The following is a 17,953-nucleotide window of genomic DNA, read 5'->3' as shown; positions in this document are numbered from 1 at the left end:
CCCATGGCCCGCCACTTTTCTTTTGTCCGCCTGATATGAACACAGCAACGCTGGATATTTTTCTGGCCGTTTCACCGGGGCTGGAGCCTGTGCTGCTGCAGGAAGCCCGGGAGGCCGGTTTTGAAACGGCTCGCACCGTCGCTGGCGGTGTGGAGTTCACCGGTGGCTGGCCCGATGTCTGGCGGGCGAACTATTTTCTTCGTGGTGCAGCGCGCGTGCTGGTACGGATCGCGGAATTTCCAGCCGTCCATCTCTCACAACTCGACAAGAAGGCCCGGCGGATCGCCTGGACTGACTGGCTGCCGAAGGGTGCTGGCCTGACCGTATCGGCCAGCTGCCGCGGCTCGAAGCTATACCATGCCGGGGCTGTCCAGCAGCGGGTCGAGGTGGCGGCGGCAGAGGCGTTGGGTGGATCTGCGAATGCTGACGATGGCTTCCGGCTACAGGTCAGGATCGTGAAAAATATCTGCACTATCAGCCTTGATACATCAGGCGAGCTTTTGCATCGCCGCGGCTTCAAGGAAGCGGTCGTCAAGGCGCCGATGCGAGAAACGCTGGCAGCGATGTTCCTGCGTGCTTGCCGCTATCGCGGTGATGAACCGGTTTATGATCCGATGTGCGGGTCGGGAACGTTTGTCATCGAGGCAGCGGAAATCGCGTCGGGATTACCCGCTGGCCGCGGGCGGTCCTTTCCGTTCGAGCAGTTTCCGTCGTTTGACGCTGCGGGCTGGGCGGACGTGAAAGCCAGTGCCGTTTCACGATCACCCGGTTTTGTACTGGCGGGGTCCGATCGCGATGCTGGCGCAGTCAAGGCCGCGTCGGCCAATGCCGAGCGCGCCGGTGTGGACGCGGTTACACAGTTCACCCAGGGCGATGTCAGGGATGCGGTTCCGCCCGAAGGGCCGCCGGGTCTTGTGATGATCAATCCGCCCTACGGTGCGCGCATCGGGAACCGGAAGGCGCTCTATCCGGTTTATCATGCGCTCGGGGAGACATTGCGGACCCGGTTTTCGGGTTGGCGGGCCGGGTTGGTGACCAGCGATGAAGCGCTGGCACGAGCGGCGCGGTTGCCCTTCGACCGGCCCGGCCCGCCCGTTGATCATGGCGGTATCAAGATACGCCTTTATCAGACCCGGCCTTTGCCCTAGGGCGATCACTTACAGGCAGGCATTGCCAGTACCGGTATAAACCCCGACTATCAGGCGGGTTGTCCGGGACTCTGGCAAAAGGATTCTTCTTCGTGGCCCGACTGGCATTCAGGACAAAGGGACTGACCAAGGTCTATGGCGAAGGGGAAACCGCTGTTCATGCGCTTCGGGGGGTGGATCTCGAGATTCCCGAAGGCGAGTTTGTCGTGCTGCTGGGGCCTTCCGGGTCCGGCAAGTCGACCCTTCTGAACATTATCGGCGGCCTGGACCGGGCGAGCGATGGCGAAGCCTGGTTTCAGGATAACGAACTGACCGCGATGAGCGACCGCCAGCTGACCCGCTACCGGCGCGATCATGTCGGTTTTGTCTTTCAGTTCTACAATCTGATGCCCAGCCTCACCGCGCACGAGAATGTCGAACTGGTGACCGAGGTGGCCAGTAATCCCATGGATCCCGACAAGGCGCTGGCGCTAGTCGGTCTGTCGGAGAGGGCCGGCCATTTCCCGTCAGAGCTTTCCGGCGGTGAACAGCAACGCGTTGCGATCGCCCGGGCTGTGGCCAAGAATCCGACCGTGCTTTTTTGTGATGAACCAACGGGTGCGCTCGATTCAGCAACCGGGCGGACCGTTCTGGGCGTTCTGAAAGATGTGAACGAAAAGCTGGGGGCAACCGTCATGATCGTGACCCATGCCGCCGCGACTGCTGCCATGGCCGATCGCGTCATCCATTTTGCAGACGGTGCGATCCGCGATACCGTGATCAACCAGACCAAGCTCTCGCCAGAGGAAATCCACTGGTGAGCCCGCTCGACCAGAAACTTCTCCGCGATCTTTGGCGGATGAAAACCCAGGCGCTGGCCATCGCGCTGGTCGTCGCCACCGGCGTCATGCTGCTGGTGATGATGTCCGGCCTGGTCAATTCGCTCGAAGAGACAAGGCGCGCCTATTATGAGCGTTACCGCCTTGCCGATGTATTCGCGCCGGTTGTCCGCGCACCCGAGCGGGTGTTGGACGAGCTGGCACAGATTGATGGTGTTTCTGCAGTTGAAGGACGGATATCGGGCCGTGCATTGATTGATGTCGCGGACACCGACCTGCCGGTCCAGGCGCGGGCCGTATCGCTTCCGGATTTCGGCGCACCCCGCCTCAATGACGTCTATCTGACCTCCGGCCGCCTGATTGACCGCCAGCGCACGGATGAGATCCTGTTGCTGAAAAGTTTTGCGGAAGCACATGGTCTGGCGCCCGGTGACCGCCTTTCAGCCACCATGCACGGAGCGCGGCGCAGTTTCCTGATCGTCGGGCTCGCCCAGTCTCCGGAGTTTCTTTATACGACAGCGCCGGGTGAGCTGGTGCCTGATGATTCCCGCTTCGGGGTGATCTGGATGAGCCGCTCGGCAATGGAAGCGGCCTATGATCTGGACGGCGCTTTCAACGAAGCACTGCTATCGGTTGCCCATCCACATGATTTGCCGGGTGTTCTTGCAGCTGCTGACCGGTTGCTCGACGAATACGGGGCGCTCGGGGCGTATGCGCTGGAAGACCAGTTCTCGAACCGCTTCATCATGGAGGAAATCTCGGGCTTGCGCGCCTCGGCCGCTGCGGTGCCGCCGATTTTTCTGGCTGTGGCAGCTTTCCTTCTGAACATTGTCTTTTCCCGCCTTTTGCAGGCTGAACGCCAGCAGATCGGTCTGATCAAGGCCTTCGGCTACACCGATGCGGAGGTGACCTGGCATTATTTCAAACTGATCCTGATCATCACGGCGAGCGGAGCGGCATTGGGATGCCTGTCCGGACTGGCCGCCGGGGCCAGCATGGTCGGCCTCTATATCCAGTACTACAAATTTCCCTTTCTGGTTTTCGAGATCGCGCCGTCCAGTTTTGTCATCGCGATGGTCGCCAGTATTTCGGCGGCCGCGCTGGGCGGGCTGTTCGCCCTGCGCCGGATTTTCGCATTGTCACCGGCTGTTGCAATGCGACCTCCGGCGCCGCCGGACTACAGCCAAAGCGGGCGCTTTGCCGGTGTTTTCCGGCGCTTGCTGGATCAGCCGACCCGTATCGTGATCCGCCGGCTGGTCCGGCACCCCGGCCGTGTGCTGGGAGCGGTCGCGGGTGTGTCTGCCGGGATGGCCCTGTCGGGCGGAATGCTGACCATTCTTTCCGGTTTCGATGAGAGCATCGAGACCTCGTTCAGCGTCGTTGATCGCAGTGATATGCTGGTCAGCTTCATCGAGCCCCTGTCCGACCGGACGATCCATTCGCTGCGACGGATCGAGGGCGTCATTGATGTCGAGCCCACCCGTAGCGTGTCTGTGGTCTTGCGCAATGGTGTGCGCAGCCATCGCGGCGGCATAACCGCCCTGGCACCGGATGCGGGACTGTACCGCGCCCTCGATACGGCAGGGGGAGAGCTCTTGCTGCCCGAGCAGGGCATAGTCCTGACTCCCGCGCTTGCCGATATTCTCGACATCGCGGCAGGCGATATCCTGACCGTTGATGTGCGGGAAGGGCGGCGTCCACTCCTGCAATTGCCGGTGACCGGTATCGCCGAATCCTTGCTTGGATCACCAGCCTACATGGATCTGGCTGCGCTCAACCGTGCTCTGGGAGAGCCAGATCGCGTTTCCGGGGCTTATCTGCGCGTCGATCCGAATTTTCAGGAAGATATCTATACGGCGCTGGATGCGATGCCCGCAGTCGCCGGGGTATCGGTAAAAGCCGATGCGCGGGCCGCCTTTCAGGAAATCATGGATGAAGGCGCCGGGTCGACCCGCTTCGTCATGGCCGCAATTGCCGCGATCATCGCCTTCGGCATTGTCTACAACACCGCCCGCATCGCCTATGCCGAAAGCGCCCATGATCTCGCCAGCCTCCGCGTGCTTGGCTTCACCAAGGGAGAGGCGGCATTCGTCCTGCTGGGCGAGCTGGGCGCGGTGGTCCTGATTTCGCTGCCCATCGGGGCTCTGGCCGGATACGGGCTGACTTTCGCGATCGCCGAGGGATTCAGTACGGATCTTTATCAGATTCCGGCATCGTTTTCTCCGGCTGCGCTGGGGCAGTCCGGCCTGGCCGTCATCGCCGCGGCGGTCTTTTCCGGCTGGATGGTGAAACGCGATAGCGACCGCGCCGATCTGGTGCTGGCGCTCAAATCAAGGGAATAATCAGCTCCATGTTGAAGAGATACTCCCGATCCATGCTGATGGCCGTTGTCGTTCTGGTCATCGTGGCTCTCCTCGCCTTTGCTTTCTGGCCGCGGCCGGTACCGGTCGATATCGGCACAGTTGTCCGCGAAGCGATGGAAGACACGATCACCGAGGAAGGCCGCACCCGCGTGCATGATGCCTATGTCGTCTCCACGCCTGTCGCAGGCCGTCTGCGGCGCGTTGAGGTCGAGCCCGGAGATGCTGTGGTTCGCGGCGAAGACATCGTTGCCTACATGGCGCCATCCAATCCGGCTGTTCTGGATGTCCGCACCCGGGAGCAGGCCCGCGCCAATGTGTCGGCGGCAGAAGCGGCCCTGCGGCTGGCTCAGGCAGAACGCAATCGCGCCGTCGCTGATCTCGAACTGGCCGATTCCGAACTCGAACGTCAGCAGACTCTTCGCGATAGCGGTGTGGTCAGCGAGGCGGCATTCGATCGCGCCCTTCGCGAGCGGCGCGCCGCCAGTGCGGCTGTGGACACAGCAGATGCTGCTGTGTCGGTTCGGATGGCGGAGCTTCAGAATGCCCGCATCATGTTGCAAGGCATGGATGACAGCGAATCGGCTACGGCCACGATGGTGGACGACATCCCGATCCAGGCCCCGGCAACGGGCCGCGTGCTCCGCGTGATCCAGCAAAGTGAGTCCACACTACCTGCCGGAACACCCATTCTGGAAATCGGCAATGTCGAGAATGATCTCGAGGTTCTGGTGGAATTGTTATCGACCGACGCTGTGCAGGTTCGCGCCGGCCAGAGCGTCCGCATTGCTGACTGGGGCGGCGCCGAAGTAATCGACGGTGTGGTCGAGCGCGTCGAGCCCTGGGGTTTCACAAAATATTCGGCGCTGGGCGTTGAGGAGCAAAGGGTCAACACGATCATCCGTTTCAACGATCCTGCGGACCGGCCCGGCGGGCTCGGGCATGGCTATCGTGTGGTGACCGAAATCGTGATCTGGGAAGAAGACGATGTTCTGGTGGTACCTTCCAGTGCTCTGTTCCGGGATGGCGAGAACTGGGCGGTCTATGCCGTGCGGGATGGCAGAGCCCGTCCGGTTTCGGTCGAGATTGACCGGAATAACGGGCTGCAAGCGCATATTCTGAGCGGGCTCGCGGAAGGTGATCAGGTTGTGCTCTACCCGTCTTCCGCCATCTCCGACGGTGTCAGTGTCGCGGCCCGGCATGCCGTCGCGCGCTGATCACGGCGCGCTCTCCGGTTTTCACGCCTGATCACGAAATCCGAAGCGGACAAGACAACCGCCCGCAGAGTGCTATGTCTTTGTCCAGTGAAGACAAGCGCAGAGGGCCGACATGCTGATCAGGAAATCCCCGCCCGCCGGACTGACCGAAAATGACGTCACGCCGAAGCATCTCTATCTGAATCGTCGTAAGATCATGGCGGCGGGCGGCGCGCTGGCCCTGACGGCTGCCTGTTCCGGTCCACAGACGAATGCAGAAGCACAGGCGGGCAGCCGCCCCACAAATGGCAGCCTGAATTTCCGCGAAACCGATTATGCTGTCAGTGATGGTGCGCTGACGCCTTATGAGGCGGTCACCGGATACAATAATTTTTACGAGTTCGGTGTCGGCAAGGACGACCCGGCGCGCTATGCCGACGCCATGACAACCGACCCCTGGTCGGTCGAGATCAGCGGTCATGCCGAGCGGACCGGGACGTTCGCGATCGAGGACGTCATCGATTTCAACGCGTTGGAGGAGCGCGTCTACCGGCTGCGGTGCGTTGAGGCCTGGTCAATGGTCATTCCTTGGATCGGCGTTCCGCTCAGCTCCATTCTCGAGCAATTCCGGCCAACCTCGCAAGCACGCTATGTGGCCTTCGAGACCTACCTCAATCGGGATGAGATGCGCGGTGTCCGCTTCCCGGTGCTGGATTGGCCGTACCGCGAAGGGCTGCGCATCGACGAAGCCATGCACCCGCTGACATTGATGGCGGTGGGCCTTTATGGCGAGGTGCTGCCCAATCAGAACGGTGCGCCGATGCGGCTGGTTGTGCCGTGGAAATATGGCTTCAAATCAATCAAGTCGATCAACCGGATCAGCTTTGTTTCCGAAGAGCCGGTGACAACATGGAAACAGTCCGCGCCGCGCGAATACGGCTTCTACTCCAACGTCAATCCGGAACGCTCGCACCCGCGCTGGAGCCAGTCGAGCGAGCGTATCATCGGGGCTGGTCCGTTTGCCCGCCGCGATACGGAAATGTTCAACGGCTATGACGAGGTGGCCTCGCTCTATGCCGGGATGGATCTGCTCGAGAACTACTGATTATGGCGCAGCGCTCGGCCTTTCTGCGGAGTTTTGCCAGGCACTGGCTGAAGCCGGTGACGCTGATCCTGCTCCTGCTGCCATTCGTCTGGATCGCCGCGCAATGGGCGTTGTTGCTGACCGGACGGCCGAATGATCTGGGCTTCGAACCCGTGGCTGCGACCCACCATTTCCTCGGGCAAACGGCGATCCGGATCCTGCTGGTCTCGCTGGCCGTCACGCCCTTCCGCGACATCACGCGCTGGGCGCCCATCATGCAGGTCCGGCGACGGATCGGGCTGGCGGCCTTCTGGTACGCGTTGTTGCACTTGCTGGCCTATTTCGGTGCGGACCTGTTTTTCTCGCTGCCGGCGCTTTGGGAAGATATCGTCGAGCGCACCTACATCACCTTCGGCATGGCAGCGCTTCTCCTGCTGATTCCGCTGGCCGTGACGTCCTTCAATTCGATGATCCGCAAACTCGGTGCGCAACGCTGGCAGCAACTTCACATGGCAGTCTATGCCATTGCGGTTCTCGCCGTTATCCATCACTTTTTCGCCGAGAAAGGGCTTCAGCCCGGACCGTTGATCCATGCTGGCATCCTGGCGCTATTGCTGGGCTGGCGGGTGTGGAAACGCGTTGTGCCAAAGCTGTTGCCAGTGGCGAGACCGCAGCGGGGATAGGGTATGAGCGACAGGCTGACACATCAGGACGAGGATGGCCGCGTCCGCATGGTGGATGTGGCGGCCAAGCCGGTGACCGGAAGGCGCGCCGTTGCCGGCGCACATATTGGCATGTCGGCAGACGCCTTTGCTGCCGTCCGCGACGGGCAAGGGCCCAAGGGTAATGCTCTTTATGCCGCCGAGCTGGCCGGCATCATGGCGGCCAAGAAAACCGCCGAGCTGATCCCGCTTTGCCATCCCTTGCCGCTGACATCGGTGAAAGTCCTGATCGAGCCGGATGGCCGCAAGACGGGCTTTGATATCCGCGCCGAGGTGCTGTGCGACGGCAAGACCGGCGTCGAAATGGAAGCGCTGACGGCCGCTTCGGTGGCCGCATTGACGCTCTATGACATGGCCAAGGCGCTGGACAAATCGATGACGATTTCCGCGGTCTGCCTGCTCGAAAAAAGCGGCGGCCGTTCCGGCGATTATCAGCGGGCTGCGGAATGAGGGCTGAGCCATGCCGCTGATCGGACTGGCGGCGCTCTTTTTCGCAACGGCGCTGGCCTATGCCATGGTCGGTTTCGGGGGCGGGTCCACCTATACAGCCCTGCTGGTGCTCGCTGATACCGATTACCGGATCCTCCCGGCGATTTCGCTGGCCTGCAATGTGACCGTGGTTACCGGATCGACAATCCGTTTTGCCCAGGCCGGTCTGGTGCCCTGGAAGCGCCTGACCCTCATTTGCGCCGCGTCGATTCCGATGGCCTGGATAGGTGGTATGATCCATTTGCCGGAACAGGCTTTCATCACCCTGCTGGGCCTGGCGCTGATGGTGTCAGCGATCGCGCTTCTGGTCCGCCGTCCCGCTCCCATTGCCAGACACTTTCCGCGCTGGGGCGAGCCGCTGATTGGCGGCGGGATCGGCCTTCTCGCCGGTCTGGTCGGCATTGGCGGCGGCATATTCCTGGCGCCGCTCATGCACCTTTTCCGCTGGGCGGAAGCCCGAGTGATCGCGGCCTCGGCCGCGTTTTTCATCCTTGTGAATTCGCTGGCCGGCCTAGGCGGTCAGCTCCAGCGCCTGGCGGTCAGCGAGGCCGATTTTTCCGCGCTTCTGGCCTATTGGCCGCTTCTGCCAGCCGTACTGGTCGGCGGGCAGATCGGGGTCTGGATCGCGCGCGACAAGGCGTCCGATGCCTGGCTGATCCGGTTTACCGCCGGGCTGGTGCTGTTTGTCGCTGTGCGATTGCTGTGGCGGGCTTTTTCCGGCGGCTAGACCCTTGCGCGAATCCGTGCCCTGATAGGCTCCATGCAGATTGCCGCTCAACCGATTTCCATGAGTTATTCCGAGGCCGAAACCCTGTTTGACCGGCTGGAAACGGTCGGCATCGAGTTCATGATCGGGGAGTGGTGGGGACGGGAGGTCTCGACCGGTCACAATATGGACGGCTCGCTGGCGATCGCCCGCTGGTATGGCAAGACCTTTATCGATGCGGACAATGTTCACCCCCTTGTTCATCTGGACGGGCGCGGCCGGAAATTCTGCGCTGATCCGGGCAAGATGCCCTTCGGGCCGCGCATGAAAACGCCGAACTATCCGGCGTGGCTGTTGCCGCTGATGCGATGGGGCATGAAGGTTCACACCCGCACCGAAAGGACGCGGGCAAGACTGCGGATGATTGAATACCGCGGCCGGGTGTCGGCCACGATGTGCTATGACCAGCTTCCGATCCACGATGTCTTCCGGAAGCTGGATGATGATAATGTGCTTGGCTTCATGGACATGAAGCGGATGGAACGGCCCTATGTCTTCACGCTGGCGCGCGAGGGCACGGCCGGATTTGATTTTTCAACGCTCTAACGGGCGGAAACGGGGGAGAGACTTCATGCGGGATTGGCAAAAGGCCGGACTGGCCTCGGCATTGTTGCTGGCACTGGCGGCGTGTTCGCCGGCCGAGGATGTGGCAAATACCGGGACGAATACCGACGGCGAGGTTGCAGCAGACGAAACGGCTACCATGCCGGAAATCGCCGAGTCGGAAGTCTTTACCGTTCTGGTGGGCGGCACGCCGATCGGGCAAATGGAAGTCACCACAAATGAAGCCGGGTACACGGTCGATTTCGAGTTCCGGAACAATGGCCGTGGCCCGACCCTGACCGAAACCGTGACGCTGGACGAGACCGGCATGCCGGTCGGCTGGACGGTGGCCGGCAACACCACGTTCGGCAACGCAGTCGATGAGAGCTATGACTATATCGACAATGAGGCGAGCTGGACCGACACGACGGGCAGCGATCAGGCCGTGATCGAGGAGGGCGCTTTCTATGTGCCCCAGAACGCTTCGCCCTACTGGCTGGCGATCGCCGCACGCGCGCTGATGGCGGATGAGGACGGTGTCCTGCCGGCCATTCCGGGCGGCGAGTTGCGGATGACCGAGATCGACCGCCAGAACGTGACCAATGGCTCGGATACGTTGGAAGCGGTCGTCTATGCGATGAGCGGAACCAGCCTCAACCCGACCTATTTCCTGATGACCGGAGAGGCCTTCTTCGGGATCATCACGCCGGGTTTCGCCCTGCTGGCTGAAGGCTTCGAAGGCGAGGACGAGCGCTTGCGCGCTCTGGCTGCCGACTATGGTGCCAACCGGTTTGCCGAGATCCAGCAGCGTGTGATCCGTGATTATGATGCGCCGGTCCTGATCCGGAACGTCCATATCTTTGATGCGGCCAGCGAGACCCGCGGTGATGCGGCCTCGGTGCTGGTCGAGGGCAACCGGATCGTCTCCATCGGAGCGGCAGACATGGCGCGGCCGGATGATGCAGTCGAGATTGATGGCGGTGGCGGCACGCTGCTGCCCGGCTTCTTCGAGATGCACGGCCATATGGGCGAGACGGCGGCCTTCCTGAATATCGCGGCCGGCGTCACCTCGCTGCGCGATATGGGCAATAACAATGAAGTGCTGAGCGCGCTGATGGCCCGGATCGAATCCGGTGAGCTGGCCGGTCCGCGCATTCATCGCTCCGGCTTCATCGAGGGCCGCAGCCCGTTCAACTCGAACAATGGTATCCTTGTTTCAAGCGAGGAGGAGGCGGTGGCGGCGGTGCATACCTATGCCGATGCCGGCGTCTATCACCAGATCAAGATCTACAATTCGATCAATCCCGACTGGGTGCCGGCGATGATCGCGGCGGCCCGGGAGCGCGGTCTGCGCGTGGCGGGCCATGTGCCGGCATTCACCAATGCCGATGCGATGATCATGGCTGGCTATAACGAGCTGACCCATATCAACCAGATCATGCTGGGCTGGGTACTGGAGGATGGCGAGGACACGCGTACGCTGCTGCGATTGACCGCGCTGCGCCGTCTGCCGGGGCTCGACCTGATGAGCGAGCCGGTCCAATCGACCATTCGCGAGATCGCCGAGCGCGGCATTGCGGTTGATCCGACCTTCGCGATCCATGAAGCCTTGCTTTTGTCGCGCAATGGCGAGGTGTCGCCAGGCACGGTCGATTATGTCGATCATCTGCCGGTGGATGCCCAACGTCAGGCGCGTTCGGCCTGGGCCGATATCTCCAATGAGGAAGATGACGCCAATTATCGCGGCGCCTTCGACCAGATCACCGAAACGCTGCGGATGATGCGCGAGGCCGGCATTCTGCTGGTTCCGGGCACCGACCTTGGCGGATCCTTCACCTATCACCGCGAGCTGGAGCTATATCAGAATATCGGCATGACGCCGCCGGAAATCCTCGCCTGGGCAAGCCATGGCATGGCCGAATATCTGGGCGTTGGTGACGAGGTCGGGCTGATCGAGGAAGGCTATCTGGCCGACTTCTTCCTGGTGCCGGGCGATCCGACGCAGGATCTGAGCGACATCAAGACCATTTCCATGGTGATGGCCGATGGCCGGGTCTATTTCCCGACCGAGATCTATCCGGAATTCGGTATCGTGCCTTTCACCGAGGCGCCGAATGTGATCCTGCCGGCCGAATAGGGAGCACACGATGAAAACACGCGCCGCTGTCGCCTTCGAGGCGGGCAAACCGTTGGAGATCTGCGAGGTCGATCTCGAGGGTCCGAAAGCCGGGGAAGTGCTGGTCGAGATCAAGGCGACCGGCATTTGCCATACCGATGAATTCACCCTGTCAGGAGCGGATCCGGAAGGCGCCTTTCCGGCCATTCTTGGCCATGAAGGGGCCGGCGTGGTGCTGGAAGTCGGGCCGGGCGTGACCAGTCTGGAACCGGGCGATCATGTCATCCCGCTCTACACCGCCGAGTGCCGGGAATGCGAATATTGCCTGCATCCCAAGACCAATCTCTGCCAGAAAGTGCGGGCCACGCAGGGGCAGGGCGTGATGCCGGACGGGACCAGCCGGTTTTCCTACAAGGGTCAGAAAATCGTGCACTATATGGGCTGTTCGACTTTTTCGAACCACACCGTTTTGCCGGAGATCTCGCTGGCCAAGGTCCGCAAGGACGCCCCGTTCGACAAGATCTGCTATATCGGCTGCGGCGTGACGACGGGCATTGGTGCGGTGATGTTCACCGCCAAGGTGGAGCCCAACTCCACCGCCGTTGTCTTCGGGCTCGGCGGAATCGGCCTCAATGTCATTCAGGGCCTCAAGCTGATCGGCGCGAAGCAGATTATCGGCGTTGATCTCAATCCGCGCCGCGAAGCCATGGCGCGCCAGTTCGGCATGACGGATTTCGTCAATCCCAAGGATATTCCCGGTGGGCATGACGGCCTCGTCGGCCACCTCGTCGAGCTGACCGGTGGCGGTGCGGACTATTCTTTCGAATGCATCGGCAATGTCGATGTGATGCGCGCTGCGCTGGAATGCTGCCACAAGGGGTGGGGCGAGAGCGTCATCATCGGTGTGGCTCCGGCTGGGGCCGAGATCTCCACGCGACCCTTCCAGCTGGTGACCGGCCGGGTCTGGCGCGGCACCGCCTTTGGCGGGGCGAGAGGGCGGACCGACGTACCGAAAATCGTCGACATGTATATGGACGGGCGGATCGATATCGACTCGCTGATCACCCACAGGCTGGACCTTGAAGACATCAACAAGGGCTTTGACCTGATGCATGCGGGCGAGAGCATTCGCAGCGTGGTGGTTTATTGATGCGCATTTGGGCGTTCGTTCTTGCAGCTATATTTGCTACAGGCTGCTCGAGCATCGACAGGCCCCAAATCGCTATCAGCGAACAACGATGCGAGGCGCTTCATAGTTGGGCGCTCCAAGGCCGGGAATCCGAGCGGATCGCAATCTGGAATTGGGAGTATCCCGAGAACGTCATCGCTATCCGCGCCCGAATGACGGCTTGTTCGGAAGCAGGCTGCGAGCCGGATACATCCGATCTGACGCTTTATGAGGCGTTGAGTCCTTACACGCATTCGCTCGAGCTCGGCGAGTTCGTCTGGCTCCTCGCGGAAGACTGTTTCGACGCCAACGTGAATATCCAGGCGGGCGAGTATTCAAACGTTGGATTAGCTGAGGCGTTGGTGCAGCTCGAAGGAGCGATGCTAGAGATGCAGTTCAATGAAAATCTTTGCGTGTTTGGCGAGGCCGGTGAGGATGTAGATAGAGGGTGTGCGTTTTTTCGATCTAGGCGCGCTCCATGAATCCGGTCTCCACCTTCCGTACCTTCGGCGGCGCTCTATCCGAGGCATCATCATGACACCCAAGGGCTATCAGTGCTGCTTTTGCGAAAAGTCTATCGAATCCAGCCAGATCGCCCAGGCAGTGGTGCTCTATGCCATGAATATGAAAGATTGGATTGAGGGCGCTCCAGAGCCCAGGAACCAGCAATTCTGGGCTCATTTCGAGTGTCTCAAGACATCCTGCCAAACGGGATATGGCTGGATCGATGAAGCCATACTGGGCGAGGACCAAGTCCAATGACCCCCGTCTCCACCTTCAAATCCTTCGACGGCACGCTGTCCGTCCATGACCATGACTCGGCGGTGACGGGCACGGTGATGCGTTTTGCGGTCTTTGTGCCGCCGCAGGCGGAAAACGGGCCGGTGCCGGTGCTCTGGTATCTGTCCGGTCTCACCTGCAACTGGTCGAATGTAATGGAGAAGGGAAATCTCCAGCAGGCGGTTGCGCGCCATGGCGTGATGGTGGTGGCTCCCGATACGAGCCCGCGCGGAGAGGGTGTTCCGGACGATGACGCCTACGATCTGGGGCAGGGGGCGGGTTTCTATCTGACCGCGACGCAAGCGCCCTGGTCACAGCATTTCGCGATGGATCGCTATATCACCGGCGAGTTGCCGGACATTATCGCGGCCAACTTCCCGGCGGATATGAGCCGGCAGGGCATTTTCGGCCATTCCATGGGCGGGCATGGCGCGTTGACCCTGCATCTGAAACATCCCGGAACCTATCAGACCTGCTCCGCCTTCGCGCCGATCGTGGCGCCGATGCAAGTGCCCTGGGGCGAGAAGGCCTTCTCTGCCTATCTGGGCGAGGACCGCGCTGCATGGGCGCAATATGATGCCTGCGAACTGGTCCGGCAGCAGGCATCGAGCGCCCACATCCTGATCGATCAGGGGATGGCGGACAATTTCCTCGAAGACCAGTTGAAGCCGGACCTGTTCGAAGCCGCCTGCGCCGAAGCGGGTCAGAAGCTGACCCTGCGGCGGCAGGCCGGATATGATCATTCCTATTATTTCATCTCGACCTTCATGGACGATCACATTGCCCATCATGCCAAAGCGCTCGGCTAGTCGGCAACGCGTTCGAACCGGTTGTCGTTGAATTGCTGCCAGGCATCATTGGTCAGGATCCAGTCGGTGACCTGGATGGCACCATCCTCGGTCAGCGTATAGCGCGAACGGCCGAGTTGGGCGGTGGGTTCGCCCCAGAAGACGATCATCTCGGATTCTGTCGTGGAACCGCGCAATTGGTGCATGGCGCCCCAATTGTCGACCCAGTGACCGGTGACCAGGTCGCTCTCATGGTGATGCACGCCCACACCGTGAAAGGTTCCGGCCTCGTCCGTGCCGGGATTGTACTCGATCAGATATTCCATCTGCCAGAAGCAGCCATCCAAAACCGGCGTCCATCGCATCGTGCTTTGTGCCGGCTGGCCGAATGCGTTGCCGTCTGATTGCCATTCGCCTTCAAAGCGGGCGAGCAGTCCCGGATCGCGATCATCGCAAGCCTGTGCCAGTGCGGGCGCGGAAACCGCCAGGGCGCCGAGCCCGGCCAGAATATATCGCAGCATTCAACCCTCCCCGGATTACTGCCGTGCACCATATCGCCGGGGCGGCTCTGCAGCCAGTTGAATCCGGGGGATGCGAGGCGCGGAAGGTTTTGGCATAAGGGCGCCATGACCGAATTCCGCGTTGCCGCGCTTTACAAATTCACGCCGTTGCAGGCCGACAAGGCCTTGCAGGACAAGCTGCTGTCAGCCTGCCAGGCCAATGGCGTGATGGGCACGTTGCTGATCGCCTCCGAAGGTATCAATGGCACGATTGCCGGCTCTCATAACGCCATAGAGGCTGTGCTGGATGTGATCCGCTCGCTGCCGGGCTGCGGCGATATCGAGCACAAGGACTCAGCCGCCAGTGAACAACCCTTCCTGCGCATGAAGGTGCGGCTGAAGAAGGAAATCGTGACCCTCGGCGTTCCCGGTGTGGATCCGAGCAAGGCTGTCGGCACCTATGTCGAACCGGAAGACTGGAATGATCTGATCTCCGCCGAGGATGTCGTTACCATCGATACCCGCAATGATTACGAGGTCCGGATCGGCCAGTTCAAAGGCGCGGTGAATCCCGAGACGACGAGCTTCCGGGAGTTTCCCGAATGGTTCCGGAAATTCCGCGAGACCCGGCCCAATGCCCGTATCGCCATGTATTGCACGGGCGGAATCCGCTGCGAGAAATCGACCGCTTTCGCCCTGACAGAGGGGCTGGACGAAGTGTTTCACCTGAAGGGCGGGATCCTGAAATATCTCGAGCGCATCCCCGAGGACGACAGCCTCTGGGACGGTGATTGCTTTGTCTTTGATCGCCGGGTGGCGGTGCGCCACGGGCTGGAAGAGGGTGATTACACGACCTGCCATGCGTGCCGCGAACCGCTGGCGCCGGAGGATCTGAAATCACCCTTGTTTGTCGCCGGTGAAAGTTGCCCGCATTGCCATGCCGAGCGCACCGGGCAGCAGCGCCAGCGTTATGCCGAGCGCCAGCGCCAGGAAGAACTGGCTGCAGCGAGGGGTGAGCGCCATGTCGGTGCTGTCTACCGCACCGAGGGTGAGGATGAGTAAGACGCTTCCCGTTCTCTACTCCTTCCGCCGCTGCCCCTATGCCATGCGAGGCCGCATGGCGCTGGATGTCGCGGGCATCGAGCTCGAACACCGGGAAATCCTGCTGAAGGACAAGCCGGCGGACATGCTGGCTGCGTCCCCCAAGGGTACCGTGCCGGTCCTCGTCCTGCCGGATGGTACGGTGATCGAAGAAAGCCTCGACGTCATGAACTGGGCGCTTTCGCAGAATGACCCGGAGAACTGGCTGGCGCCGGGCGAGGACATGACGGCGCTGATTTCCACCAATGATGGCGAATTCAAGCACCATCTCGACCGCTATAAGTATGCGACCCGCTATGATGGCGCTGTGGCTGAGGAACACCGGGCCGAGGCGTCGGTCATTGTCGGCGGGTTGGACGGCCGGCTTGCCGGTTCGGAACAGTTGATGGGCGATGCTGTCAGCCTGGCCGATATAGCGATCTTTCCGTTTATCCGGCAGTTCGCGAATACGGACCGGGACTGGTTCGATGCGCAGGACTGGCCGGATGTGAAGCGCTGGTTGGCCGGTCATCTCGCGTCAGACCGCTTTGCGCGGATCATGAAAAAGCATGATCTCTGGGTACCGGAAAAACCGTCATCCGGCGGTCAAGCCGCTGTCACAAACACGGCGTAGTCCCGGGGCACGGATTTCTCCCCTTCTGATATCCGGAAAATGTGATGACGGGCGGGCGCCTTCAGCGGCTCCCGCCCTTTTTTCCGGCTTCAACCGGCGCGGGCCTGACTTTCGACCCTTGCGCTTCTGAGCTGATGCTTCAGCTTTGGCCAGTAGGTCCGCCCAACCGGGAAGCGGCGGCCATTCTCCAGCGACACCTCATGGCGGTTGGGGCCAAGCGTCCGCAATTCCTCGATCGAGTCGGTTGCGACGATATGTGACCTGTGAATGCGGATAAACCGGCTGGCATCCAGCTCCTCCTCCAGCGCCGTCATGGTGGTGCGGACCAGGATCGAGGCGTTACCGAGTTCAATAATCGCATAATCCTTGTCGGCACTGATCGAAACAATGTCCTCGCAGCAGATGCGCCGTTCTGCATGACCGGTTCGAACCCAGATCACGTCATCGCCATTGGCGACAGCAGCGTTTCCCGGAATTGACGGATCGGACGAATGCGTCAGAGAGGCCAGAAACTTTCCCACCGTGTCAGCAATCTGATCTTCAGGATGCGTCAGCAGAACATAGCCCCGGGCATTCAGTTCAAACACCAGATGGGCCTGATGGCCGCTGGCCGTTGCCAGCAAATAGGGAACGTTCTCCTGCTCCAGAAAGCGGGCGAACCGGCGACCGTCCATGCCAACGCTTTCCTCGGCAAGAATGACACCCTCAATGGCTGAAAGTCCCGGCAGCTTTTCAAAGTGACCGAGATCTTCCGGGCCCGGCATCAGGATAATACGCGCCCGTCCTGCAACAACGGATTGTAGCCGTCGTTGCAGTGCTTCCGGTGCCGAAAGCAGGATTGTCGGTGGCGTGTCCGGCGGTCTCATCCAGGTTCAGGCCAGCTCCCTCGCTTGCTCCTATGGTCGCGATTTGGCGCTGGCGATTGAAATCACAAATCGGCACGATCCGGTAACGGGTCCGTGACAACTGTGAACAAATTTATGTGAAAAAACAGACAGGTAGCGTCAACAAATTACGCTTCGTCGCACAATTTCTACGGTTTGTCGCTCGCCTGTTTAAGTCTCCGGCCGTCTTGGCTAGGGCATTTTTTTCGCACGCCGTCATGGCGTTCGGAGGGGAAATAATGGAGACTCAGATGAAAGTTCTTGAACGGCGCTCAGGCGCTTCGTTGAAGACGTTGGCCTTGTCGTCCTGTGCGGCGATTGCCTTCGCTTCAACCCTGGGGGGTGCAACTGCCTTTGCCCAGGATGGTGCGGATGACCGCGTCATCGTTACCGGTTCGCGGATCGGCCGTAGCGAGCTGACCTCGGTCAGCCCGATCACGGTTATCGGTCAGGACGACCTGAATGTTCAGGCGGTCCGGACACTCGAAGATTTCGCTGACCAGATCACGTTTGCGCCGGGTGGTGAAACCAACTCGCGCGTGAACAACGGCTCGGGCGGTCAGGCAACGATCTCGCTCCGCGGTCTCGGCCCGCAGCGGACCCTGCTCCTGGTTAATGGCCGGCGTGCAACGCCGTCCTCGACCGGCGGTTTTACCGACCTGAACATGATCCCGGTTTCCGTGATCGGCCGTGTGGAAGTGCTGCGTGACGGCGCGTCGACGATTTACGGTTCGGACGCGATTGCCGGCGTGGTCAACATCATCACCCGCGACGATGTCGAGGGTGTCGAGCTGTTTGCTCAATATGATGTGACCTCGGAAGGCGACGGCCAGATCTACCGTTATGGCGCGACCTTCGGCCGCTCCTTCGACGGTGG

At 61.1% G+C, this 17,953-nt stretch carries 18 protein-coding genes; 16 read left to right on the top strand and 2 right to left on the bottom strand.

Annotated features, from left to right (window positions below; translation table 11 throughout):
* Positions 1-35: 35 nt before the first annotated feature.
* From V0U79_RS13485 to fghA, 13 genes are all read left to right on the top strand, one after another.
* The gene (locus V0U79_RS13485; RefSeq protein ID WP_373696479.1) at positions 36-1,148 is read left to right on the top strand and encodes a THUMP domain-containing class I SAM-dependent RNA methyltransferase; all 1,113 of its coding nucleotides are present in this window, start codon (positions 36-38) and stop codon (positions 1,146-1,148) included.
* Between the two features lie 92 nt (positions 1,149-1,240).
* The gene (locus V0U79_RS13480; protein WP_330200035.1) at positions 1,241-1,948 is read left to right on the top strand and encodes an ABC transporter ATP-binding protein; all 708 of its coding nucleotides are present in this window, start codon (positions 1,241-1,243) and stop codon (positions 1,946-1,948) included.
* On the top strand, positions 1,945-4,308 hold the full coding sequence (locus tag V0U79_RS13475) for an ABC transporter permease (RefSeq protein ID WP_330200034.1): 2,364 nt from the start codon (positions 1,945-1,947) through the stop codon (positions 4,306-4,308). The genes V0U79_RS13480 and V0U79_RS13475 overlap by 4 nt, the downstream gene beginning before the upstream one ends.
* An 8-nt stretch (positions 4,309-4,316) precedes the next feature.
* Positions 4,317-5,543 carry an efflux RND transporter periplasmic adaptor subunit gene (locus V0U79_RS13470; RefSeq protein WP_330200033.1) on the top strand — a complete coding sequence of 409 codons (1,227 nt, stop codon included), beginning with the start codon at positions 4,317-4,319 and terminating at the stop codon, positions 5,541-5,543.
* A 112-nt stretch (positions 5,544-5,655) separates the two neighbouring features.
* Positions 5,656-6,627 carry a protein-methionine-sulfoxide reductase catalytic subunit MsrP gene (msrP, locus tag V0U79_RS13465; RefSeq protein ID WP_330200032.1) on the top strand — a complete coding sequence of 324 codons (972 nt, stop codon included), beginning with the start codon at positions 5,656-5,658 and terminating at the stop codon, positions 6,625-6,627.
* 2 nt (positions 6,628-6,629) lie between these two features.
* Entirely contained in the window at positions 6,630-7,289 is a 660-nt protein-coding gene (gene msrQ, locus V0U79_RS13460; RefSeq protein ID WP_330200031.1) for a protein-methionine-sulfoxide reductase heme-binding subunit MsrQ, read from the top strand.
* A gap of 3 nt (positions 7,290-7,292) precedes the next feature.
* On the top strand, positions 7,293-7,778 hold the full coding sequence (moaC, locus tag V0U79_RS13455) for a cyclic pyranopterin monophosphate synthase MoaC (protein WP_330200030.1): 486 nt from the start codon (positions 7,293-7,295) through the stop codon (positions 7,776-7,778).
* Between the two features lie 10 nt (positions 7,779-7,788).
* Positions 7,789-8,544 (top strand): sulfite exporter TauE/SafE family protein, encoded by a 756-nt coding sequence (locus V0U79_RS13450; RefSeq protein WP_330200029.1) that lies wholly within the window; start codon positions 7,789-7,791, stop codon positions 8,542-8,544.
* 33 nt (positions 8,545-8,577) lie between these two features.
* Positions 8,578-9,129, top strand: a complete 552-nt coding sequence (locus tag V0U79_RS13445) for a DUF4334 domain-containing protein (RefSeq protein WP_330200028.1) — start codon at positions 8,578-8,580, stop codon at positions 9,127-9,129.
* A gap of 25 nt (positions 9,130-9,154) precedes the next feature.
* Positions 9,155-11,263 (top strand): amidohydrolase family protein, encoded by a 2,109-nt coding sequence (locus tag V0U79_RS13440; protein ID WP_330200027.1) that lies wholly within the window; start codon positions 9,155-9,157, stop codon positions 11,261-11,263.
* Between the two features lie 10 nt (positions 11,264-11,273).
* Positions 11,274-12,392, top strand: a complete 1,119-nt coding sequence (locus V0U79_RS13435) for an S-(hydroxymethyl)glutathione dehydrogenase/class III alcohol dehydrogenase (RefSeq protein ID WP_330200026.1) — start codon at positions 11,274-11,276, stop codon at positions 12,390-12,392.
* On the top strand, positions 12,392-12,892 hold the full coding sequence (locus V0U79_RS13430; RefSeq protein WP_330200025.1) for a hypothetical protein: 501 nt from the start codon (positions 12,392-12,394) through the stop codon (positions 12,890-12,892). The genes V0U79_RS13435 and V0U79_RS13430 overlap by 1 nt, the downstream gene beginning before the upstream one ends.
* Before the next feature lie 276 nt (positions 12,893-13,168).
* Positions 13,169-13,999 (top strand): S-formylglutathione hydrolase, encoded by an 831-nt coding sequence (gene fghA, locus V0U79_RS13425; RefSeq protein ID WP_330200024.1) that lies wholly within the window; start codon positions 13,169-13,171, stop codon positions 13,997-13,999.
* Here fghA and V0U79_RS13420 read toward each other — a convergent pair.
* Complete coding sequence (locus tag V0U79_RS13420) at positions 13,996-14,499, bottom strand: hypothetical protein (protein WP_330200023.1); 504 nt, start codon at positions 14,497-14,499, stop codon at positions 13,996-13,998. The genes fghA and V0U79_RS13420 overlap by 4 nt on opposite strands.
* Before the next feature lie 105 nt (positions 14,500-14,604).
* Between V0U79_RS13420 and trhO the strand changes: the two genes are divergently transcribed.
* Both trhO and V0U79_RS13410 read left to right on the top strand, forming a co-directional pair.
* Complete coding sequence (trhO, locus tag V0U79_RS13415) at positions 14,605-15,540, top strand: oxygen-dependent tRNA uridine(34) hydroxylase TrhO (protein WP_330200022.1); 936 nt, start codon at positions 14,605-14,607, stop codon at positions 15,538-15,540.
* Positions 15,533-16,192 carry a glutathione S-transferase gene (locus V0U79_RS13410; protein ID WP_330200021.1) on the top strand — a complete coding sequence of 220 codons (660 nt, stop codon included), beginning with the start codon at positions 15,533-15,535 and terminating at the stop codon, positions 16,190-16,192. The genes trhO and V0U79_RS13410 overlap by 8 nt, the downstream gene beginning before the upstream one ends.
* Positions 16,193-16,281: 89 nt before the next feature.
* On the opposite strand, the gene V0U79_RS13405 is transcribed toward V0U79_RS13410, so the two are convergent.
* Positions 16,282-17,058, bottom strand: a complete 777-nt coding sequence (locus V0U79_RS13405) for a LytR/AlgR family response regulator transcription factor (RefSeq protein WP_330200020.1) — start codon at positions 17,056-17,058, stop codon at positions 16,282-16,284.
* Between the two features lie 269 nt (positions 17,059-17,327).
* On the opposite strand from V0U79_RS13405, the gene V0U79_RS13400 reads away from it, so the two are divergent.
* On the top strand, positions 17,328-17,953 hold a 626-nt coding region (locus V0U79_RS13400; RefSeq protein ID WP_330200019.1), incomplete at its 3' end, for a TonB-dependent receptor plug domain-containing protein.

Origin of the sequence: Hyphobacterium lacteum (assembly GCF_036330345.1) — a bacterium.
Taxonomy (GTDB): domain Bacteria; phylum Pseudomonadota; class Alphaproteobacteria; order Caulobacterales; family Maricaulaceae; genus Hyphobacterium; species Hyphobacterium lacteum.
Note: the sequence above shows the minus strand (reverse complement) of the source record. Positions and strands in the feature narration are given on the sequence as shown.